Genomic DNA, 22,598 nt, shown 5'->3' with positions numbered 1-22,598 from the left:
GAAGAGAAATCCGACCCTTATTTGACACGCCTATATAAATGATGGTATAAAGAAAAGTATATGAATAATTGAGCGTGGAAAGGGAGAAGTAGTGATCATTTCCCTGTTTTAGAGAGCTGATGGCCGGTGAAAATCAGCACATAGATGATCGCGAATTACGCCCCTAGAGCATCTTTTTTCGATTGAATTGTATTCAAAAGGGAAGAGACGGTGCTAAGCCGTTATGTAAATAAGGTGGTAGGCTTTTTTTGGTCTGCAACTAGGGTGGTAACGCGATAATCAAAATCGTCCCTTATTTGAAGGGGCGATTTTTTTATGTTTTTAACCTTCACGCCAGTAATGAACTTAAAGGAGAGTATGTAGGATATGGGTATTTTACAAGATCTTGAATTTCGCGGTCTAATTAATCAGCAAACAGACGCTGAGGGCCTTGAGCAATTATTAGAAAAAGAAAGCGTTAAATTATACTGTGGTTTCGACCCGACAGCGGATAGCTTACACATCGGTCATATGTTACCAGTATTAATGTTACGTCGTTTCCAATTAGCTGGTCACCAACCAATCGCACTTGTTGGCGGTGGTACTGGTATGATCGGTGACCCAAGTGGTAAAAAAGCAGAGCGTACATTAAATACGAAAGATACAGTTGCTTACTACACAGAAAGCATTAAAAACCAACTTTCAAACTTCTTAGAGTTCGAAAACGTGGACAACCCAGCAACAATGGCTAACAACTATGATTGGCTTGGTAACTTAGATGTTATTTCATTCTTACGCGATATCGGTAAAAACTTCGGTTTAAACTATATGTTAGCAAAAGATACAGTAGCATCTCGTTTAGAGACTGGTATTTCATTTACTGAGTTTAGTTACATGATTTTACAATCATACGACTTCTTAAACTTATACCAACACCATAATTGCCGCCTACAAATCGGTGGTAGTGACCAATGGGGTAACATTACAGCTGGTCTTGAATTAATCCGTAAATCAGAAGAAGATGCGAAAGCATTCGGTTTAACAATTCCACTTGTTACTAAGTCTGATGGTACGAAGTTTGGTAAAACAGAAGGCGGTGCAATTTGGTTAGACCCAGAGAAAACAACTCCTTACGAGTTCTACCAATTCTGGATTAACACAGATGACCGAGACGTTGTTAAATACTTAAAATACTTTACATTCTTATCTCATGAAGAAATTCTTGAGCTTGAAAAGCAAGTAGCCGAAGCACCAGAAAAACGTGCAGCACAAAAAGCATTAGGTGCAGAAATGACAAAACTTGTTCACGGCGAAGAAGCATTAGAGCAAGCGATTAAAATTTCAGCTGCATTATTCAGCGGTTCTGTAGCAGAACTAACTGCAAGCGAAATCGAGCAAGGATTCAAAGACGTACCATCTGTAGAACGTACTGCAGAAGATACAGTATTAATCGACTTACTTGTAGAAAGCAAAATCTCTCCATCAAAACGTCAAGCACGTGAAGATGTAACGAACGGTGCAATCTACGTAAACGGTGAGCGTACACAAGCATTAGACTACGTTGTAACAGAAAAAGACCGCATCGAAGGTAAATTCACAATCATTCGCCGCGGTAAAAAGAAATATTTCTTAATTCGTTACTAATCAGAAACGAATATAAACAAATAGTACCCCGAATTATAGGCTGAAAAGTTTATGATTCGGGGTTTTTATGTATGAATTTAGATTGCCTTATGAGTTCTTGTAAATAGAATATGAAGAATTAATACGAGCATATAAAGTAAGCTAATGAGCATAACAATAAATGCTGTTGGATAAAATTTTGCTGCGTATATAAAGAAATCGATTTGATAAATATCTTCGTAATTAGAAACGGTGCCTTTGAAGTAATTCGTAAACTTAGCGCTATATTTCCATTCATCAGGATCATCTATTAAATTACTTCCTTGATACCAATTAATAAGCGCGGAAGTAATAAACAACATACATGCACTGCCTAACTGAACCATTTGGTTTATCGTCACAATGAATCAACCTCCTATTTTATGGTTATTATAGCGTGCATTCATATACTTGTAACCATTTTGTTGTAATCTCCTTTTCGAGTTCATACGGAAATCACATGTAAGCGGTATGATAAATGTATAACAACTAGAAAGGAGTGGTAAAACGAAATGTCACTAGAAGCGCTCATTATTTTTTCTTTGCTAAATGCGGGTCAGCTTGCAGAGAATTCGAAGGTGGATGTACATAAAGAGCAGAAAGATGCTTATGTATATGTTCAGAAAGAGGAAAATAAATAATTTTATTTTATATATAAACGAAAAAAGCCAATCCACAGGATTGGCTTTTTGTCATTAACGAGAGTAGAACTCTACGATTAATGCTTCGTTGATTTCAGCTGGTAACTCAGCACGCTCAGCGTGACGAGTGTAAGTAGCTTCTAATTTGTCAGCATCGAAAGTTAAGTATTCTGGTACGAAGTTGTTAACTTCGATCGCTTCTTTAACAACAACAAGGTTGTTAGATTTTTCGCGAACGCTGATAGTTTGACCAGGTTTTACACGGTAAGATGGGATATCTACGCGAGCGCCATCAACCATGATGTGACCGTGGTTTACTAATTGGCGAGCTGCACGACGAGTGCGAGCTAAGCCCATACGGTAAACTAAGTTGTCAAGACGAGCTTCAAGAAGGATCATGAAGTTTTCGCCGTGCTTACCAGGCATTTTACCTGCTTGGTCAAATGTGCGACGGAATTGACGCTCAGTCATGCCGTACATGTGACGAAGTTTTTGTTTCTCTTGTAATTGTAAACCGTATTCTGAAAGTTTCTTACGTTGGTTAGGACCGTGAGGACCTGGTGCGTAAGGGCGTTTTTCTAATTCTTTTCCTGTGCCGCTTAGAGAGATTCCAAGACGACGAGACAGTTTCCAAGCTGGACCTGTATAACGAGCCATAGTTGACTCCTCCTTTAAAATGTTTTTATTTACGTAAAATAAAAACAGACGTAATCGATATTTACGGGCATTTTGTTTTCATGTACCTTCGCTCCAGCAGCAGGGAGTTACGAGATACACCTCCGCAGAGGAACAAAATACAAACGATAAACTCACATTACAAGGCTGCCTTTTTATTTTACACAAACGCTATTATATCTTTTACCCAGAGTTTCGTCAAGCGAGTACGTTTTTGTTTTATGCATATAAATTTTGGAAATGAACAAGAAGGAATTTAAAACGATATAAAAGAAGAGATAGAAACACAAATAAAACGCTTACATAAAATGTGGTAAAAACGTTCATCAAATTTTTGTTGGTGAATATGCGGCAATAAAAACATAAAAGGGGATGTTTTTATGAAAAAGAAGCATATGGAGACAGCGTTAATTCATCACGGTTATACATCAGAGGAACATAAAGGAAGTTTGACACCGCCTTTATTTCAAACGTCTACATTTACATTTGAGACTGCGCAGCAAGGAGAGGCGAGTTTTGCGGGAGTGGATCCATCTTATATTTACTCAAGACTTGGAAATCCAACTGTGAAATTATTTGAAGAACGTATGGCGGTGTTAGAAGGAGGAGAAGAAGCGCTTGCTTTCGGATCCGGTATGGCAGCTATTTCCGCAACTTTAATTGGTTTTCTAAAAGCTGGAGATCATATTATTTGTTCAAATGGATTATACGGATGCACGTACGGCTTTTTGGAAGTGTTGGAAGAAAAATTTATGATTACGCATTCGTTTTGTGATATGGAGACAGAGGCTGAGATTGAAAATAAAATTCGCCCAAATACAAAGCTTATTTTCGTTGAAACACCGATTAATCCGACAATGAAATTAATTGATTTAAAACAAGTGATTCAGGTTGCGAAGAGAAATGGTTTACTTGTCATTGTTGACAATACGTTTTGTTCACCTTATTTACAAAGACCGCTTGAACTTGGCTGTGACGCCGTTGTTCATAGTGCGACAAAATATATTGGGGGTCACGGTGACGTTGTAGCGGGTGTAACAATTTGTAAAACGAAAGCGTTAGCTGAAAAGATTCGCCCGATGCGAAAAGATATCGGCGGTATTATGGCGCCGTTTGATGCGTGGTTATTGTTACGCGGATTAAAGACACTAGCGGTAAGAATGGACCGCCATTGTGATAATGCGGAAAAAATTGTATCGTTCCTAAAAAATCATGATGCGGTAGAAGGTGTTTGGTATCCAGAAGGGGAGTTAGCATCTCGCCAAATGAAACGTGGGGGCGGCGTTATATCTTTTTCAATTAAAGGCGGGAAAGAAGAGACGCAGGCGTTTATTAATGAGCTTCACTTTATTACAATTGCGGTAAGTTTAGGAGATACAGAAACGTTAATTCAGCATCCGGCAACGATGACGCACGCTGCGATTCCAGCTGAGTTAAGACAAGAAATGGGCATTTATGATAATTTAATACGTTTATCTGTCGGTTTAGAATCGTGGGAGGATATCGCTTCTGATTTAGAGCAAGCGTTAAAGAAAATATCTACTGTTAGTAATCAATAAAAAAAGAGCTAGCTATCGGTTTTGTACGTCATGTACTTAATCGATAACTAGCTCTTTTTTGTTACATATGTTTTAGGAGTGTTTCCACAAACTTTTCTAAATAGCGCTGATCTATTTCGTCGAAACGATTTTTTTCAGGACTATCAATATCAAGTACACCAATGACATTCCCATCCTTAATAATCGGTACGACAATTTCTGAATTTGAAGCACTGTCGCAAGCGATATGCCCTGGGAATTGGTGGACGTCTGCTACAAGCTGCGTTGTTTTTGTTTCAGCTGCAACGCCGCAAACGCCTCGTCCAAATGGAATGCGCACGCAAGCAGGCATTCCTTGGAATGGTCCAAGAACAAGCTGATTTCCTTCTGTTACGTAAAAGCCAACCCAATTAACGCGATCTAAAAATTGGTTTAATAATGCGGACGCATTTGATAAGTTTGCGACTACGTTTGATTCGCCAGTTAATAATGCATCCAGTTGTTTTATTACTGTCTCATATTGCTGCACGCGAGATCCTGCATAACTTTCTTTAGTAAACATGGAAACAGCTCCTTTTTTATCGAGATGTGTAAAATATTAGCAAAATACGATGTATTTCACATGACTTTGTCGATAGAAAATTAAAGGAATTTGTCTTAAAAGTCAAGAAATTTACACTATAGCTGTTCAGTGAGAGGAAGTGAGCGCATGAAACAGACGAAACAAAAAGTAATCGATGCGGCAATATCGTTGTTTAACACGAAAGGGTATGATGGAACGTCGGTGCGAGACATTGCAAAGCGAGCGGATGTGAATGTAGCGAATATTTCATATTATTTTGCTGGAAAGCAGGGCCTATTAGAGCAGCTTATTACTAATTTTTTAGAAGGGTATATTCATGTGATTGAAACATCCTTTGAACAGAGGGAGTATTTGTCGGCTAAAGATGTAATGGTGCAAATGGTGCGCGGGATTTTACGATATCAATTTGATAATAGGGAGCTGACACGTTTCTTTTACCGAGAGCTGTCGCTTGATACGACATTAATTCGCGAAGTGATGACCGTTTATTTTTCTAAAGAAAGATATTATATAGAGCAAGTAATTAGACAAGGACAAATGAAACAAGAGTTTAAGAAGGTATCTTTTACAATGTTTATGACGCAATTAAAAGGCATGATGAATATGCCGTTTTTATATCCGCAATATATATCAGAAGTGCTGCATTCTTTTCCATCTGAGACCTTTTTCTTAGAAATGTACACGAAAGAAATTGAACAATGGATGGAACAAACATTATGTATAACGAATATGTATCAGGAATGGCCAAGAGCTGTTCATATGTGAGAAATCCCCACCTAACGAACGGAGGTGGGGATTTCTGTGCTTTCTTTTCTTTGCCATAAATTGTTGCATAATAGCGCGATAATTGTTAATGAAGCTCCGGCAATTTCAATTTTTTCGACTGTATAACCTTGAAAGATGGAACCGATAAGTGCAAGCACAGGAACTAAATTCATAAATAATATGCCGTTAATAGATGAAATATAGCGATTTCCTGCGTTCCAGCAAAATACTGCGATAACGCCTGCAATAATAGACATATATAAGAGTTCAAAACGAACGTTCATAATTGTCGATAGTGAAGGTACAGTAACGACGTTTGTATAAGTTAAAAAAGTGACGATAGTGATGAGTGAAATTGAGCCAAATAAACAAGTTAACGTCGTATACCTAAGTGGCGACCAAGATTGAAAACTAGCACCACCGTTTGTATAAATGACCCAGCAAGTAACGCCGCACAGCATAAGTATATTTGTTGAGAGGTGACTGGCAGCTCCAAATAATAAGTGAATATTTCCTTTTGAAATGACAAGCATAACACCGATAAGTGCAACGAATATACAAAGGAAAGTGTAGTTTTGTGGGCGCTTGTTTTTAGTTATCCACTGCAATAATAAAGCGATGAGTGGCATAAGAGACTGAATCATCGCGGCATGGATGGCTCCAGACGGTCCGGCAAGTTGTTGTCCGTAGAAAACGAGAAAACCATATCCTGCGAAACCGACTGTTCCGTAAAAAAGTAACGAAAGTGTTTTCTTTTCTAAGCGGAGTGACTTTGTCCCTTCGGTAAGTAATAACAGAATAAGAAAAATAATAGCTGCTGATCCATAGCGAATCGTTGTGAAGAAGAACGGATCGATAAACTGTAAGGCGTTTGCCATGACAGGAAACATAAATCCCCAAGCCGTTACGGCAAGTAAGCATAGGAGGGATCCGAGTAGCATTTGTTTTTTGTTCAAGAGTATCTTTCCCCTTTACATTTCGTTATAGTAAGTTGATGAAATAAGTATAAAGAGTAATTGTTTATAGAAGGAAATATCGATTTTTTATGACAGTTATAACTTTTTGTTAGAGGTGTGTACGATGGATTTAGAGGCAGTACGATCGTTTATTGAAGTGAAAAATACGCGAAGTTTATCAAAGGCGAGTAAAATTTTACATATTTCTCAGCCGGCGCTTAGTAAACAAATTCAAAGGTTAGAGGCCGATTTAGAAGTTACTTTACTGAAGCGTTCCGCGCAAGGAGTGGAGTTAACGGAGGCTGGAGAGTTATTTATAAAAAGAATGTTACCGATTTTGGGACACATACATGAAGTGAAAGCCGAAATGAAGAAGTTTCAAGAGAAGAGGAACATTTCTATAGGGATATTACCAAGTTTAGCAGCACATTACATAGCAAAATGTAAAGATATATTAGGTGACGGGTTCGAAATAGAATGGAAAATTGAGCATACGAAAGTACTGATAGGACTTTTTAAAGAACGGAAGATTGAAGCGATGTTCATCGATTCAGTAGTAGAAGGTGCTACGTGTATAAAAGAAATACGAGAAGAAAAAATTGTGTGTGTCGTTTCAAGTGATCATCTTTATAAAGAGAAAACAGTAATTCGAATGGAAGATTTGCAAAATGAAAAGTTAATCGTATACCCAGAAATCTGTGATGTTAGAAAAATGATTACGAATCTGTTTCAAGGGATAGGTGCGAAACCGATTATTGCATTTGAAACTTCTTATGCAGAACCGATGCTTGCGATGGTCAGTGCTGGACTTGGTATTACGTTACTTCCAGAAATATTAGTAGAGCAAGCGGTAAGACAAGGAAATGTGCATGCGATTTCTATTGAACCGCCACTTGTACGTAAAATATATTTCGCATCTCATATGGAAGAAGGGTATTTAGTTCATTCATTTGATGATGAGAGGTAATCCAAACAGAATATTGAGAAAGATTACAATTGCATTGAAAGAAACATGAAATTTTAAAAAAAACTAGGTCAAAAACAAACCATTACATGGTATGATTAGTACATTGTTAGTTGTTAAATATAGGGGAATTCCCTTTTTATACATAATGCCTTCCATTTCATAAACGGAACGGACAAAAAAAGAGATATAACTAGGAGGCTTTTTTGCATGGATTCTATCCTGACGATCGTTATCATTGTAGTAAGCTCTATTCTAGTGCTGCTCATGATAGAGCTTGTGATAAGAAATCGTTCATATAAAGATATTGAAGCACTTGAGCAGTGGAAACAAGAGATAAAAGATAAACCTGTGGCAGATGAACTAAAACGGGTGAAAGATTTAAATATGACGGGTCAAACAGAAGAACTGTTTGGTAAATGGCGTGAAGAATGGGATGAAATTGTATCAACAACCATTCCAAAAGCTGAAAAAGATTTAGCGCAAGCGCGAAAATTCGCCTCGCAATTCTCCTTCCGAAAAGCAAAGCATGCGATGAATGAATCCATAAGTGGTTTAGATGACGCTGATAATCGTATTACAGACATTTTAAATGAATTACAGCAATTGTTAGAAAGCCATGAAAAAAATAGCTCGGAAATCGAAGGGTTACGTGATACATATCGTAGTATGAAGAAGAGTGTTCTTGCTCATAGACATATGTATGGAGCAGCAGAGCAGAAAATTGAAGAGATGCTAGACGCTGAATCTGAGAAATTTAAAACCTTTGAAGAAGCAACAAATAATGGTGACTATTTAAAAGCGAGAGAAATTGTTATTAGTTTGGAAGAAGGTTTAGCAGATTTAGAAATCATTATTCACCAAATTCCAGATTTATTGGTAGAGTGTCAAGCGACGTTACCAGTTCAGCTGGAAGATTTATTACACGGACATAATGACATGGTAAGACAAGGTTATGTATTAGAGTATTTGGAAATCCCTAAAGAAGTTCGCGATATGAAGAAACAACTACAAATATGTTTAATGGATATACAGGAGCTTCACATAACGGAAGCGGCTGAAAAAGTAGAAAACTTAAAAACGAGTTTAGATAGCTTCTATGATCAACTAGAACAAGAAGTACATGCGAGACATTATGTGGAGCAAAAAACACTTTCTGTTTATGAAGACTTAGAAGAAATTCGCACTGAAACGATTGAAACAAAAGCAGAAACACAGCTTGTGAAACAAAGCTATCAGTTGCAAGATAAGGACATTGAGTCTCAAAAAGTAATTGAAAAGCAAATGCACATTTTAATGAAACGTTTTGAAATGCTGCAATTACGCGTTGCGGAACAAGATATTGCCTTCTCTATTATTCGTGAGGAACTAGAAGAGATTTATGAGCAATGTGAAACATTAAAAGTACTTCATGCAGAATATAAAGAAATGCTGCAAACGATGCGCAAAGAAGAATTTGAAGCACGTGAGAAGTTACAAGAAATGCGAAATACTATTTTCGAAACGAAACGCTTTATGCAAAAGTCGAATTTGCCAGGTCTTCCAGAGAGCATTATGGAAGATTTAAAAAGAGGACAAATGGCAATGCAAGCTGTATATGAGCAATTAGAAGTGAAGCCGTTAAATATGAATGCTGTAAATAGCAGTTTAGAAGAAGCTTACACAACTGTTAATGGTGTTGCTGAAATGACAGAAGAGTTAATTGGACAAGCGTATTTAGTTGAAAAATTAATTCAATACGGTAATCGTTACCGCAGTCATGATGAAAACCTTGCAGAGAGCTTAAATTATGCGGAGAAATTATTCCGTGAATATCAATACGATGCAGCTTTAGAACAAGCGGCTTCTGTACTAGAGCAACTTGAGCCTGGCGTTGTTCAAAAAATAGCTGAATATGTAGACAATGAACAAACCCTTTCATAAGGGTTTGTTTTTTTGTGTAATTTTGCAGGCGATGTTGCTATAATGAAGAGCGGAATACAGTAAGGTTATTCGTTTTAAAATATAACGGAACCTTTGAGTAGTCTTAGCGTAATGACACGTATTTGTGATATGATTATATGATGTGACAGCGCTGAAAGGGGAAGAACGATGATCTATTTTGATAATAGTGCGACGACAAAGCCATATCCAGAAGCTCTTCAATCGTACGTAACGGTTGCGGGGAAATATTTTGGGAATCCTTCTTCTATTCATTCGCTTGGAGGAGAGGCAGAGCGTCTATTAACACAATCAAGAACAATTGCAGCGCAGCTTCTTCACGTTAAACCTTCTGAAATTATTTTCACATCAGGTGGAACGGAAGGAAATAACCTTGCGATTAAAGGAATAGCGATGAGGAATCGTTCGCGCGGTAAACATATCATTACAACAAATATTGAACACGCGTCTGTGTTTGAAGCATATAAACAATTAGAAGATCTCGGTTTTGATGTAACATATTTACCGGTTAATGAGCATGGTGTTGTATCGGTAGAGGATGTAAAACGAGCGCTTCGTGAAGATACGATTCTTGTGTCAATTATTCACGTGAACAACGAGACTGGAGCAATTCAGCCCGTTGCTGAAATTGGAACTTTATTATCGAATTATCCGAAAATAAGATTCCATGTGGACCATGTACAAGGGATAGGAAAAGTACCGCTTAATTTATACGCTTCTCATATTGATCTTTGCTCAATATCTGGACATAAATTCCACAGTGTAAAAGGAACGGGTCTTCTTTATGTACGTGATGGCGTAAGGTTAGATCCAATTTTATCAGGTGGTCAACAAGAGCTGAAGTATCGCTCTGGTACAGAAAATTTACCTGGCATTGTAGCGATGGTGAAAGCACTTCGCATGACAATGGAACAAGTGAAAGAAAAGGTAGCTCATTTGCAAAGTTTACAAGCAGAGCTTGTTCGTTTCTTTAAAGAAATGGAAGATGTAACGATTAATACGTCGCTTGCATATGCAGCACCGCACATTTTAAATGTATCATTTGTAGGTTTAAAACCAGAAGTGGTCGTTCATGCTTTAGAAGAGCACGGTGTATATGTATCAACGAAATCTGCTTGTTCTTCAAAAGCAAATGAAGTGAGCAGAGTGTTAGTGTCAATGGGAGTACCGCATGCCGCTGCTGCAAGTGCTATTCGCATTAGTTTGGCGCCAGAAAACACGATGGAAGAAGTAAAGCAATTTGAAGGTATTGTGAAAGAGACGATGCCAAAATTATATGAAGTGATGAGGTAAAGGAATATGATGACATATGAATATATTTTAGTTCGTTATGGAGAGATGACGACTAAAGGTAAGAACCGTTCTAAATTTGTAAGCACATTAAAAGATAACGTGAAGTTTAAACTGAAAAAATTCCCAAATATTAAAATCGATGCAACACATGACCGTATGTATATCCAATTAAATGGCGAAGATCATGAAGCGGTATCTGAAAGATTAAAAGATGTATTTGGTATTCATAAGTTTAACTTAGCGATGAAAGTACCATCAGAATTAGAAGATATTAAAAAAGGTGCATTAGCAGCTTTCTTACAAGTAAAAGGCGATGTGAAAACATTTAAAATTACTGTACACCGTTCTTATAAGCATTTCCCAATGAGAACAATGGAATTATTACCTGAGATTGGTGGACACATTCTAGAAAATACAGAAGATATTACTGTAGATGTTCATAATCCAGATGTAAATGTACGTGTAGAAATTCGCAGTGGTTATAGCTATATTATGTGCGATGAGCGTATGGGAGCTGGCGGTTTACCAGTTGGCGTTGGCGGAAAAGTAATGGTACTTCTTTCTGGTGGTATCGATAGCCCAGTAGCAGCGTACTTAACGATGAAACGCGGCGTATCTGTGGAAGCAGTTCACTTCCATAGCCCACCTTTCACAAGTGAGCGCGCGAAACAAAAAGTAATCGATTTAGCACAAGAGTTAACGAAATACTGTAAACGTGTAACACTTCACCTTGTTCCATTTACAGAAGTGCAAAAAACAATTAATAAAGAAATCCCATCTAGCTATTCAATGACAGTTATGCGCCGTATGATGATGCGTATTACAGAGCGTATCGCAGAGGAGCGTAACGCGCTAGCAATCACGACTGGTGAAAGTCTTGGACAAGTAGCAAGTCAAACATTAGATAGTATGCATACGATTAACGAAGTAACGAACTATCCAGTTATTCGTCCGCTTATTACGATGGACAAATTAGAAATTATTAAAATCGCTGAAGAAATCGGCACATATGATATTTCGATTCGTCCGTACGAAGATTGCTGTACAGTATTTACACCAGCAAGCCCAGCGACGAAGCCGAAGCGTGAAAAAGCGAATCGTTTTGAAGCGAAATACGATTTCACACCATTAATCGATGAAGCTGTAGCAAACAAAGAAACAGTGGTATTGCAAACGGTAGAAGTAGTGGCGGAAGAAGAAAAATTCGAAGAACTTTTCTAAAACCATAAATTACCATATATAAACCGTGTATGAAGTCATGTTATTTATCACACTCTATACTCACAAGGAGGTGATATAACATGTCACGTAGCACAAATAAATTAGCGGTTCCTGGTGCTGAATCAGCATTAGACCAAATGAAATACGAAATCGCTCAAGAGTTTGGTGTTCAACTTGGAGCTGATGCAACAGCTCGCGCTAACGGTTCTGTTGGTGGTGAAATCACTAAACGTCTAGTTTCACTAGCTGAGCAACAATTAGGCGGTTTCCAAAAATAATCTCATATAAGATGGCTTAGAAAGAGCGGGTTCTCCCGCTCTTTCTTTTTTATGTTGTGTCGCCATTTGTCGGTAAGTCGATGTATTTGAAAAACTCTCGATATAATTTCATTTACCAATTCGACAGAACTGAAAAATTTGTCAAAAGAAGAGGGTTCAAAATTTACAGAAAATTCTTTATTATATAAGGGAGGCATAAAGAAAAAGGAGGATGTTTATGAAGAGAGAAGAATTGTTGGCACCGCCGTCTTATAATTTAGTTTCTGAAATAGAGAAATATACAGGTGATAAAGAGAAGCTTGCTTTAATTTGGCAAGATGATAAAGGGAATCGACGAGAAGTTACATACGCTGAGTTAATGAAAGGTGCAAATAAAATTGGAAACGCTTTTATAAAGAGTGGTCTGCAAAAAGGGGACAAGCTCCTCATTATGATGCCTCGTTTAATTGAAGCATACATGACGTATATCGCTGCGATTAAAGCAGGATTTGTCGTAATTCCGAGTTCAGAAATGTTACGTAAAAAGGATATCGAATACCGTATTGGACACGGGGAAGTAAAAGCAATCGTAAGTTATGAGCCGTACATTGGACAGTTTGATGATATAGAAGCGATGGACTCTCTTCAAAAATTCGTTCTGAGCGAGCAGTCAGTAGATGGATGGATTAATTTAAAAACAGCGTTAGAAAAAGAGAGTGATATGTTAGAAATGGCGAAGACAGATAAAGAAGATATGGTCTTTTTATCTTACACGTCAGGAACGACAGGAAATCCAAAAGGTGTTGTTCATACGCATGCGTGGGCATACGCTCATTTACGTACGAGCGCTCCAAATTGGCTCGGAATTGAAGAGAATGATGTTGTGTGGGCGACGGCTAGTCCAGGCTGGCAAAAGTGGATTTGGAGCCCGTTTTTAGCAACTCTAGGATCAGGGGCAACAGGATTTGTATACCACGGTAAGTTTGAACCGAAAACGTATTTAAATTTATTAGACGATAATAAGGTGAATGTGCTTTGTTGTACGCCGACTGAGTATAGATTAATGGCAAAGGTAGAAAATTTAAGCCAGTACAATTTAGGGGCGTTACATAGCGCTGTATCCGCAGGTGAGCCGTTAAATAGAGAAGTCATTGAAACGTTCCGAAAGCACTTTCATATTACAGTGAGAGATGGCTATGGGCAAACGGAAAATACATTGCTTGTTGGTGTAATGAAAGGGATGGATATTAGACCAGGATCAATGGGAAAACCAACGCCAGGCAACCACGTTGATATCGTAAATGAGGAAGGTGTTCCGGTTAAAGTAGGCGAAGTTGGTGATATTGCAGTTCACATTGAAACGCCAGCCCTCTTTAAACAATATTACAAAGACGATGAGCGTACAGCGATGCAATTCCGCGGTGATTATTATATTACTGGTGATAAAGCGAAGAAAGATGAAGAAGGCTATTTCTGGTTTGAAGGGCGCGGTGATGATATTATTATTAGCTCTGGTTATACAATCGGGCCGTTTGAAGTAGAAGATGCGCTCGTAAAGCATCCTTACGTAAGAGAATGTGCAGTTGTCGCAAGTCCTGATGAAATTCGCGGAAGTGTCGTGAAGGCATTTATCGTATTAAGAGAGAATATAGAAAAGAACGAAGAAACATTAATTCCAATACTCCAACAACACGTCAAAGAACTTACTGCACCATATAAATACCCTCGTAAAATTGAATTTGTAGATGAACTACCAAAAACGATTTCTGGAAAAATCCGCCGTATTGAGCTTAGAAAACAAGAGATGGAGATTCCGTCAAAATAATGTTGAAAATAGTGAAATAAATAGTTGAATGAAGTATTAAGCATATGATATTATAAAAACGAACGTAAGTTCGATTTTATAAATTAAAAAATGAGGTGTCCGTATGATTTTAGGTATTAATCCGTACTTAGTTTTAGATGGTAGTGGGCAAGAAGCTGTACAGTTTTATAAAGAGGCGTTAGATGCAAAAGTAGAAGTCATGCAAACGTTTGGTGATATGCCTGAAAATCCAGAATACCCGGTTCCAGCTGAAGCAAAAGAGCGCGTTTTACACGCTACTTTAAAAGTTGGTAATACGGACCTTATGATTTCTGATACATTCCCAGGTAAAGGGCATGCAATTGGATCTCAAGTAACAATTGCAATTCAAATTAGTAACGCGGAAAAAGCGAAAGAAGTATTCAATAAGTTACAAGAGGGTGGCGAAGTTATTATGCCACTTCAAGAAACGTTCTGGAGCCCAGCATACGGACAAGTAAAAGATAAATTTAATATTGAATGGCAAATTACAACGTCTACTACTGAACAAAAGTAATGTTTAGAAAAGCACCATGTTTTGAAATGGTGCTTTTTTTATACAATAAAAAATAAAGGAGATGAAATATATGGGGGAAATTTGGTATGGTGGCACCATTTACACAATGAGAGAAGAAAATGAAAAAGTGGACGCTATTTACGTTGAAAACGGTATGATCGTTGATGTTGGAAGTAAAGAAGAGTTAGAAAACCGATATGTTGCGGTTACATTGTACGATTTAGAAGACAAAACGATGATTCCAGGCCTCGTTGATAGCCATATGCATCTTATTGGTCACGGGGAGAGATTACTTCGTCTAGATTTATCAAATTGTACATCGTATAGCGAAGTGCTGACTCTCGTTCGGAAGCGCGTAGAAGAAGCACCAAAAGGTTCTTGGATTATTGGAGAAGGTTGGAATGAGAATAACTTTACAGATACGAAAGATGTTCACGCGCGTGATTTAGATGAAATTTCGAAAGAACATCCCATTTTATTAAAGAGAGTTTGCCGTCACGTTACATGGGTGAATTCATACATACTGCAAGAAGCAAATATAACAGAAAAGGCAGAAGATCCAAAAGGCGGGAAAATTGGCCGTGATTCATCAAATATGTTAACAGGGCTTTTATATGAACAAGGACAAGAGTTAATTAAACATGTGCAGCCTGAAATTGATGAAGCTTATTTACAAAGCGCTTTGCAAACAGCGATTAAAGATTGCTGGCAATATGGTCTCGTTGGTGGGCATACGGAAGATTTGAATTATTACGGTGGTTTTAGAAAAACGCACAATGCGTTTTCTCATGTCATAAAGGAAATGCCATTTAAAGCACATTTACTCGTTCACCATGAAGTAGCACAGGAACGAAAGGAATATGAAAATGAGCATTATATTGAATTTGGGGCAATGAAAATTTTTTCTGACGGTTCTTTTGGCGGAAGAACAGCATTATTAAGTGAACCGTATGAAGATGCGAAGGAAACGAATGGGGTTGCGATTTTCTCACGTGAAGAACTTGCGGAATTAGTGAAGAAAGCACGAGATTTACATATGCCAGTTGCGATTCATACTATCGGTGACTTATCGCTTGAATATGTCATTGATGCGCTTGAATTGTATCCGCCAGCAGAAGGATTACGTGACCGCATTATTCATTGTCAGCTAGCTCGTGAAGAGTTGATTGAAAGAATGAAAAACTTACAAGCCATTATTGATATACAACCAGTCTTTGTTTCATCGGATTTTCCATCAGTCATTGAAAAACTAGGCGAGCATCGTCTTCGTTATGCGTACGCTTGGAAGACGTTACTGGAAGCGGGATTACACTGTAACGGGGGCTCGGATGCTCCAATTGAGCAAGTGAATCCGTTTCTAGGCATATATAGCGCTGTTACACGCAGAAGTTTTATTGACGGTGTGTGCTATATGCCAGAGGAAAGGTTAACGGCATATGAGGCTGTCTCTTTATTTACAACAGGAAGTGCCTATGCAATTGGAAAAGAAGAGAAGCGAGGGCAAATTACAAAAGGATATGAAGCGGACTTTACGATATTAGACCGCAATATTTTTGAAATAGAGGCAGAAGAAATAAAAGAAGTACAAGCAGAGATGACCGTAATAGATGGCAAAGTCGTCTATAGAAAAGATGCGTAAAAATATATGAGCGATTATCGGAATATATCGACGGTAACTCGAAATATATCGACTTACCGACAAAAACTGACAAGAATAACGGCCGGATAGCGAGAGGTTGTTGTTCGCGCCAATCGAGGTAAATAAATAACCGTAGAATTATGGGTCACCATAATTCTACGGTTATTTTAATACTATAAAAATGTTCTCTGTACTTTTTCCCAGAAAGAGTTGTTTTTTAATTTAACTGTTTTAATTTGTTTATCGCTTAAGCGTACAACAGCTTTTTCCACTTGTTTAATGCTAAGCGCTTCATTATCCATACCGATAACAGGATAATCGTTACCGTCTGGTCTTAGTTTTAAAGTTAATGTACGTTCGTGATTTAAAATGAACGGTGAACCGAGCGTGCGGTATGTGTTGTTATTTAAAGATGCTAATTCACTTACTTGGAAGCAAGGGATAAGCGGATCAACAACTGCACCACGTAACGATTTATTATAAGCTGTACTTCCTGTTGGGGTAGAAACAACTAAACCGTCACCTCTAAATGTTTCGAAATATAAATTATCAACGTGAACGTCTACAACGAACGTTTTAATAATGCTAGAACGTAATGAGAACTCATTTAAACAATGGAAGGATGTGCTGCCATCCACATCTACCTCAATTGTTGGATATTTTCGCACTTCAATTTCATTTTTTGTAATTTCTTGAAGGGCTATATCAACGTGATCAATATGGAAATCGCAGTAGAATGAAATTTCATCTTTCGTAGAAATCCCTGCGTATAAACAATCTTCCCTAAAACCAGTTTTACGAACGGCTTGTAAGAAAGTTGCATCATCTCCAACACTGACGATAGCGTTTGCATTTTTTGGATGATCTAATATGGTAAATCCATTCTCTTCTAAAATACGATAGATTGGTTTCATTTTTTCAACGAGCTTTGCTTTGTCATCACCATAAAAGAAAAATAAATTGCGACGATCTGCCATTATGTATCCCTCCACTGCAGTTAAATTTTCTATGCTTCGTGCTACATATCATTAGAGTCCGTTCCCTGATGATATGTTCAAATAATATATTTCGATATAAATTGTCAAAATACCTTTTTATTTTTAGAAAAATTTTTATATTCAATCTTATGAAACTCTGTTTAATGATGAATAAAGTTGTCGATAATGGGTACGGAGTGAAAGGATGATACGTATGAAGTGGTTCGTAATTGGAATAATAATTCTTCTCCTTTTTATTTTGCTTATACTATTGTCGAAAATAAAGCTTAAAGTGACATTTTTATATTCAGAAATGGAAAAGCAATGTTTGTTTCAAGTGAAAATATGGATGATTCGCTATACATTTGATGTGTTGGAAAGAATTGAGAAGCAACAGAAGAAAACAGGGCAAAAAATCGAAAAAGCTGAAGAGGATGGCGGGCTCGATAATAAAATTATGGCACAACTTGATAGCATCGGGGAACTGATAAAAAAGCTTCAAGAAGTTCATACTATCGTTAAAGATTTTCTCAAACGAGTGAAAATCAATGGTTGGAGATGGCACACGCAAATTGGTGCAGGTGATGCAGCTAGTACTGGAATTGTTACCGGATATGCATGGGGGACAAAAGGAATGGCTGCTGGAGTTGTAGGACAATATATGCATATTGTCGACGTACCAGAATTTGAAATTACTCCTGTTTTTCAAGGGAAAGGGTTTGCGTCAAGATGTGAATTAACAGCATCCTTTCGTATATTCCGTGCTATAAAAACAGGTATTAAATTAATCGCGTTTATGAGAAAACAAAGATCTGGTACGACTGAAAACTCTGTTCAAGCATAAGGGGGGATATAGAATGGACCATCCAATTCAAGGTTTAATGACAACTGCAATGCAGCATTTAAAACAAATGACTGATGTAAATACAATTGTAGGCGATCCAATTAAAGCGGCAGATGGAAGTGTAATTCTTACCGTTTCAAAAGTTAGCTTCGGATTTGCTGCAGGTGGAAGTGAATTTGGTAAAATAGAACATTCAGGCCGTCATCCATTTGGCGGGGGAAGTGGTGGAGGAGTTTCTATTAATCCTGTTGCTTTTCTCGTTATAAATGGAGAAGGCGTAAAAGTGTTACATTTAGATAAGCAAACACACGTCATCGATAAAATAATTGAATTAGCGCCACAAGCTGTTGATAAAGTGAAAGAAATGATGGATAAACGAAAAGAAGACGATCCGGAATTTCAAATTTAACGAATAAAGAAGCTAATCAATGGATTAGCTTCTTTAATTTTTTTGTAAATAAAGCGATTTTATTTGCATTATCGATAGGGACAAACTATCATTTACATTGTACATATTTTGTTTAAATAAGGGAGGATTTTCAAGTGGCAAACGTAACTTTTAAAGGTAACCCAATGACTTTAGTTGGAACAGAAGTTAAAGTTGGCGATCAAGCGCCAAACTTCCAAGTGCTAGCAAATGACTTATCTCCAGTAAGTTTAGAAACATACAAAGGTGAAGTGAAATTAATTAGTGTTGTACCTTCAATCGACACAGGTGTGTGTGATGCACAAACACGTCGTTTTAACCAAGATGCAGCAGGTATTGAAAACGCGAAAGTATTAACAATTAGCGTTGACTTACCATTTGCTCAAAAACGCTGGTGTGCAGCAAACGGTTTAGAAAATGTTGTTACACTTTCTGACCACCGCGACCTTTCATTCGGTGAAGCTTACGGCTTAGTAATGAAAGAGCTTCGTTTACTTGCTCGTGCGGTATTCGTAGTAGATAGCAACGACAAAGTAGTTTACGTAGAATACGTAAGCGAAGGTACAAGCCATCCAAACTATGAAGCAGCATTAGAAGCAGCAAAAGCTGCAAAATAATGTGAAGGAAGATGACCTCTTTGAAAGAGGTCGTCTTCTCTCATATATTGCTATATGGAATCGATATACGAGAGAAGACGTTACATCATACATCACTAAAAAGGGAGCTCTAAAAAAGAGGTCGCTTTTTCTTTTGGGAAAAAATCAGATTATGGTATGATATAAGTTATGTGTAAAAGAGAGAAGGAGGAATGTACGTGAGTCAGACAGTAGAAACTTTATTTTCTATTTTTGATTCTTCTGCGGTAGTTTTACGTAAAGAATTAGATGTAACATATTTAGAGGCGCTTGTAGAAACAGGGGATAACTTGTTTGAAGGAGCGATTTTACAAGAGGAATTATCAGAATCAGCAATTGAAAGGCTGAATCGTGAATATAGTACGTTTAATGAAGAAACATATAAAGGTGAAGAAATTCGTAAAGCATTTCAGTTAGCCATCTTAAAAGGAATGAAAGAAGGCGTACAAGCGAATCACGAAATGACGCCTGATGCAGTTGGTATGTTCATGAGCTACTTATTCCATAAATTTATGAAGGGTCAAAATGAAATTACTGTGTTAGACCCTGCAATTGGAACGGGTAACTTGATGACGACAGTTTTCAATAGTGCTCAAGAAAACATTACGATGAGTGGATTTGGTGTAGAAGTGGACGAAGTGCTAATTAAACTTGCTTTAGTAAATGCGAATTTACAAAAGCATGCAATCGAATTCTTCCATCAAGATGGACTAGCACCGCTTTATATCGATCCAGTTGATGCAGTCGTTTCAGACTTACCGGTTGGTTACTATCCAAATGAAATCGGTGCAAGTGAATATAAGTTAAAAGCAGATGAAGGAATGTCATATGCCCACCACCTATTTATTGAACAAAGCGTGAAGCATACGAAAGAAGGCGGATACTTATTCTTCCTAGTACCGAACTTCATTTTTGAAAGTAATCAAGCACCGAAATTGCATGCATTTATTAAAGAAACATGCTTTATTCAGGGGTTATTACAGCTACCTGTTTCCATGTTTAAAAACGAGAAAAATGCAAAAAGTATATTTGTTCTCCAAAAGAAAGGCCCTAGTGTAACGATGCCAAAACAGGCGTTATTAGTGGAGTTACCTAAATTCTCCAACATGAAGGCGATGGAGGACATTATGGACCAATTAAATACTTGGTTTGCAACGCATAAATAAGGCCAGGTATATGTAACAGGGTTAGTAATTCATGTAGTACAGTTTTATATGATATGTCATATTTTTAAATATATACAAGATTTAACTGAATTTTTTTGAAATCTGTAATATATTTTTTTTCTTGGTGTTACAATTTTTTCACTTGAAATATATGTCGTACGATGTTTAAATTAAAATCGTGAGTATAAAATTTGCTAATGATGAAACGTTTTCATATTTAGTAAATTTGATCAGATAAAATCGAGCGGTTTGTGGAAACATCCACACAACTACCAAGAGAAAAAGGGGCGAAAGACTAGATGTCAAAAATCATCGCGATTAACGCAGGAAGCTCTTCCTTAAAATTCCAATTATTTGAAATGCCAAGTGAAACAGTATTAACAAAAGGTTTAGTAGAACGTATCGGTTTAGAAGATAGTATCTTCACTATTACTGTAGATGGCGAAAAACAAAAAGAAATTACAAACATTCCAGATCACGCAGTAGCAGTTAATATGCTTCTTAAAAAATTAACTGAAAACGGAATCGTTAAATCTCTAGACGAGATTGGCGGTATCGGTCACCGTGTTGTTCACGGCGGCGAAAAATTTGCTGACTCTGTTCTAATTACTGATGAAGTATTAGCTGATATCGAAGAATTAAGCGATTTAGCACCACTTCACAACCCAGCAAACGTTGTTGGTATTAAAGCATTCCAAGAAGTATTACCAAACGTACCAGCAGTAGCAGTATTCGATACAGCGTTCCACCAAACAATGCCGGAATCTGCATTCCTATACAGCTTACCATATGAGTACTATGAAAAATTCGGTATCCGTAAATACGGTTTCCACGGAACTTCTCATAAATATGTAACTGAGCGTGCAGCTGAGCTATTAGGTCGTCCACTTGAAAGCTTAAGCTTACTTTCTTGTCACTTAGGTAACGGTGCAAGTATCGCAGCAGTAGAAGGCGGTAAATCTATCGATACTTCTATGGGCTTCACTCCACTTGCTGGTGTAACAATGGGTACACGTTCTGGTAACATTGACCCTGCGTTAATTCCATACATCATGGAAAAAACAGGCCAAACAGTAGAAGAAGTAGTTAACGTATTGAACAAGAAGAGTGGTATGTTAGGTCTTACTGGTTACTCTAGTGACCTACGTGACATCATTGCAAAAGAAGAAGAAGGCGATCACCGCGCGAAAGTAGCACTTGATGTATTCGTAAGCCGTATCCACAAATACATCGGTTCTTACACTGCTCGTATGAAAGGTGTAGACGCAATCATCTTCACAGCTGGTGTAGGTGAAAACAGTGCGATTATTCGTGAACGCGTATTAGAAGGCCTTGAATACATGGGCGTATACTTCGATGCAAAACGCAATAACGTATTCGGTGAGGAAGCATTCATCAACTTCCCACATTCTCCAGTAAAAATTATTGTAATTCCAACTGACGAAGAAGTTATGATCGCTCGTGACGTACTACGTCTTGGAAACATCGGTTAATATATGAAAAGAAAAAAGACGAGATCCTATAGGATTTCGTCTTTTTTCTTTTGAATATAGTTTAAAATTCCATCTGGATATAGTGCTTTTTTCTCCTGAATGAATGCTGTAATGGGAATCCATTTCGCATACGATATTGTTTGCTCATCTTGTATCTTCACTTTTTCCATTCCATATAGTGATGTGTCTAATAAGCGTAAAGAATATAGTTGAATGATTTCATGAGCAATTTCTCCATCAAGATGAAAGATATTTTCTAAGCAACCTAAATAATCGGTGATTTCCACTTCTGTATGAAGCTCTTCTTGAAATTCACGAATAACGGTATGTGCTGATTTTTCACCAAGTTCAATTGAACCGCCAAGAGGCCGGTAATATGTTTCATCGCCTGTATGATATTCTTGTACAAGAAGGCGACTGTCATGTATAGCAAGACCGAAAGCTTTTGCACGTGGATACATATACAATCACTCCTTATTTATCCCGCTTTAACGGGCAGTAAGACCCCCACCTCAAAATTCAGCGGAAGCAAAGAAGTTAGGTGGGGGATCAACTGTCCATAAAAGTCCGATTGGTGAGGGC

General features: G+C 37.6%; 23 protein-coding genes and 1 other annotated feature. Of the genes, 17 read left to right on the top strand and 6 right to left on the bottom strand.

Features of this window, described 5'->3' with window-relative positions:
* Positions 1-66: 66 nt before the first annotated feature.
* Positions 67-296: a binding site (T-box leader), on the top strand.
* 70 nt (positions 297-366) lie between these two features.
* Positions 367-1,623 carry a tyrosine--tRNA ligase gene (tyrS, locus tag ACTFRN_RS10310; RefSeq protein ID WP_000512078.1) on the top strand — a complete coding sequence of 419 codons (1,257 nt, stop codon included), beginning with the start codon at positions 367-369 and terminating at the stop codon, positions 1,621-1,623.
* A 77-nt stretch (positions 1,624-1,700) separates the two neighbouring features.
* Here tyrS and ACTFRN_RS10305 read toward each other — a convergent pair whose 3' ends face one another.
* Positions 1,701-2,003, bottom strand: coding sequence for a YjdJ family protein (locus ACTFRN_RS10305; RefSeq protein WP_049113491.1), 303 nt, complete (start codon positions 2,001-2,003; stop codon positions 1,701-1,703).
* 150 nt (positions 2,004-2,153) lie between these two features.
* On the opposite strand from ACTFRN_RS10305, the gene ACTFRN_RS10300 reads away from it, so the two are divergent.
* Positions 2,154-2,282 carry a hypothetical protein gene (locus ACTFRN_RS10300; protein WP_000050944.1) on the top strand — a complete coding sequence of 43 codons (129 nt, stop codon included), beginning with the start codon at positions 2,154-2,156 and terminating at the stop codon, positions 2,280-2,282.
* Between the two features lie 54 nt (positions 2,283-2,336).
* On the opposite strand, the gene rpsD is transcribed toward ACTFRN_RS10300, so the two are convergent.
* Positions 2,337-2,939: a 30S ribosomal protein S4 gene (gene rpsD / locus ACTFRN_RS10295; RefSeq protein ID WP_000135311.1), complete on the bottom strand. Its 603-nt coding sequence runs from the start codon at positions 2,937-2,939 to the stop codon at positions 2,337-2,339.
* Positions 2,940-3,337: 398 nt separating this feature from the next.
* Between rpsD and megL the strand changes: the two genes are divergently transcribed.
* Entirely contained in the window at positions 3,338-4,516 is a 1,179-nt protein-coding gene (gene megL / locus ACTFRN_RS10290; protein WP_000726591.1) for a methionine gamma-lyase, read from the top strand.
* A 61-nt stretch (positions 4,517-4,577) separates the two neighbouring features.
* Here the strand turns inward: megL and ACTFRN_RS10285 are convergent, their stop codons facing one another.
* Positions 4,578-5,057, bottom strand: a complete 480-nt coding sequence (locus ACTFRN_RS10285; RefSeq protein ID WP_014893476.1) for a GAF domain-containing protein — start codon at positions 5,055-5,057, stop codon at positions 4,578-4,580.
* 147 nt (positions 5,058-5,204) lie between these two features.
* Between ACTFRN_RS10285 and refZ the strand changes: the two genes are divergently transcribed.
* On the top strand, positions 5,205-5,843 hold the full coding sequence (refZ, locus tag ACTFRN_RS10280; protein WP_000814933.1) for a forespore capture DNA-binding protein RefZ: 639 nt from the start codon (positions 5,205-5,207) through the stop codon (positions 5,841-5,843).
* 11 nt (positions 5,844-5,854) lie between these two features.
* Here refZ and ACTFRN_RS10275 read toward each other — a convergent pair whose 3' ends face one another.
* Positions 5,855-6,799 carry a DMT family transporter gene (locus tag ACTFRN_RS10275; RefSeq protein WP_088106380.1) on the bottom strand — a complete coding sequence of 315 codons (945 nt, stop codon included), beginning with the start codon at positions 6,797-6,799 and terminating at the stop codon, positions 5,855-5,857.
* A gap of 124 nt (positions 6,800-6,923) precedes the next feature.
* Here ACTFRN_RS10275 and ACTFRN_RS10270 point away from each other — a divergent pair, with 124 nt between their 5' ends.
* The 8 genes from ACTFRN_RS10270 to ACTFRN_RS10235 all read left to right on the top strand — a co-directional run bounded on the left by ACTFRN_RS10270 (position 6,924) and on the right by ACTFRN_RS10235 (position 16,474).
* Positions 6,924-7,766 (top strand): LysR family transcriptional regulator, encoded by an 843-nt coding sequence (locus ACTFRN_RS10270; RefSeq protein ID WP_000362546.1) that lies wholly within the window; start codon positions 6,924-6,926, stop codon positions 7,764-7,766.
* 207 nt (positions 7,767-7,973) lie between these two features.
* Positions 7,974-9,686 (top strand): septation ring formation regulator EzrA, encoded by a 1,713-nt coding sequence (gene ezrA, locus ACTFRN_RS10265; RefSeq protein WP_000377298.1) that lies wholly within the window; start codon positions 7,974-7,976, stop codon positions 9,684-9,686.
* Between the two features lie 168 nt (positions 9,687-9,854).
* The gene (locus tag ACTFRN_RS10260) at positions 9,855-10,997 is read left to right on the top strand and encodes a cysteine desulfurase family protein (RefSeq protein WP_000638965.1); all 1,143 of its coding nucleotides are present in this window, start codon (positions 9,855-9,857) and stop codon (positions 10,995-10,997) included.
* 6 nt (positions 10,998-11,003) lie between these two features.
* On the top strand, positions 11,004-12,218 hold the full coding sequence (thiI, locus tag ACTFRN_RS10255; RefSeq protein ID WP_000989284.1) for a tRNA uracil 4-sulfurtransferase ThiI: 1,215 nt from the start codon (positions 11,004-11,006) through the stop codon (positions 12,216-12,218).
* 80 nt (positions 12,219-12,298) lie between these two features.
* A complete protein-coding gene (locus ACTFRN_RS10250) occupies positions 12,299-12,496 on the top strand; it encodes an alpha/beta-type small acid-soluble spore protein (protein WP_000091639.1) in 198 nt (65 codons plus the stop codon).
* 217 nt (positions 12,497-12,713) lie between these two features.
* Entirely contained in the window at positions 12,714-14,300 is a 1,587-nt protein-coding gene (gene mbcS / locus ACTFRN_RS10245; protein ID WP_049113454.1) for an acyl-CoA synthetase MbcS, read from the top strand.
* Between the two features lie 103 nt (positions 14,301-14,403).
* Positions 14,404-14,835: a VOC family protein gene (locus tag ACTFRN_RS10240; protein WP_000600360.1), complete on the top strand. Its 432-nt coding sequence runs from the start codon at positions 14,404-14,406 to the stop codon at positions 14,833-14,835.
* A 70-nt stretch (positions 14,836-14,905) separates the two neighbouring features.
* The gene (locus ACTFRN_RS10235; RefSeq protein ID WP_049113448.1) at positions 14,906-16,474 is read left to right on the top strand and encodes an amidohydrolase; all 1,569 of its coding nucleotides are present in this window, start codon (positions 14,906-14,908) and stop codon (positions 16,472-16,474) included.
* A 173-nt stretch (positions 16,475-16,647) separates the two neighbouring features.
* Here the strand turns inward: ACTFRN_RS10235 and ACTFRN_RS10230 are convergent, their stop codons facing one another.
* On the bottom strand, positions 16,648-17,451 hold the full coding sequence (locus ACTFRN_RS10230; RefSeq protein ID WP_000785165.1) for an NAD kinase: 804 nt from the start codon (positions 17,449-17,451) through the stop codon (positions 16,648-16,650).
* Between the two features lie 205 nt (positions 17,452-17,656).
* Here ACTFRN_RS10230 and ACTFRN_RS10225 point away from each other — a divergent pair, with 205 nt between their 5' ends.
* The 5 genes from ACTFRN_RS10225 to ackA all read left to right on the top strand — a co-directional run bounded on the left by ACTFRN_RS10225 (position 17,657) and on the right by ackA (position 22,016).
* Complete coding sequence (locus tag ACTFRN_RS10225) at positions 17,657-18,295, top strand: DUF2953 domain-containing protein (protein WP_014893477.1); 639 nt, start codon at positions 17,657-17,659, stop codon at positions 18,293-18,295.
* 13 nt (positions 18,296-18,308) lie between these two features.
* Positions 18,309-18,704, top strand: coding sequence for a GerW family sporulation protein (gene ytfJ / locus ACTFRN_RS10220; RefSeq protein ID WP_000350002.1), 396 nt, complete (start codon positions 18,309-18,311; stop codon positions 18,702-18,704).
* Between the two features lie 134 nt (positions 18,705-18,838).
* Positions 18,839-19,339, top strand: coding sequence for a thiol peroxidase (tpx, locus tag ACTFRN_RS10215; RefSeq protein WP_000024530.1), 501 nt, complete (start codon positions 18,839-18,841; stop codon positions 19,337-19,339).
* Between the two features lie 197 nt (positions 19,340-19,536).
* Positions 19,537-20,523 carry a class I SAM-dependent methyltransferase gene (locus ACTFRN_RS10210; protein WP_140383336.1) on the top strand — a complete coding sequence of 329 codons (987 nt, stop codon included), beginning with the start codon at positions 19,537-19,539 and terminating at the stop codon, positions 20,521-20,523.
* Between the two features lie 299 nt (positions 20,524-20,822).
* Positions 20,823-22,016 (top strand): acetate kinase, encoded by a 1,194-nt coding sequence (gene ackA / locus ACTFRN_RS10205; RefSeq protein ID WP_000034576.1) that lies wholly within the window; start codon positions 20,823-20,825, stop codon positions 22,014-22,016.
* A 26-nt stretch (positions 22,017-22,042) separates the two neighbouring features.
* Here the strand turns inward: ackA and ACTFRN_RS10200 are convergent, their stop codons facing one another.
* Positions 22,043-22,477 carry an NUDIX hydrolase gene (locus ACTFRN_RS10200; RefSeq protein ID WP_074615298.1) on the bottom strand — a complete coding sequence of 145 codons (435 nt, stop codon included), beginning with the start codon at positions 22,475-22,477 and terminating at the stop codon, positions 22,043-22,045.
* Positions 22,478-22,598 lie beyond the last annotated feature (121 nt).

The sequence above is a fragment of the Bacillus cereus group sp. MYBK245-2 genome, assembly GCF_051916145.1.
Lineage (GTDB): Bacteria > Bacillota > Bacilli > Bacillales > Bacillaceae_G > Bacillus_A > Bacillus_A pacificus.
Note: the sequence above shows the minus strand (reverse complement) of the source record. Positions and strands in the feature narration are given on the sequence as shown.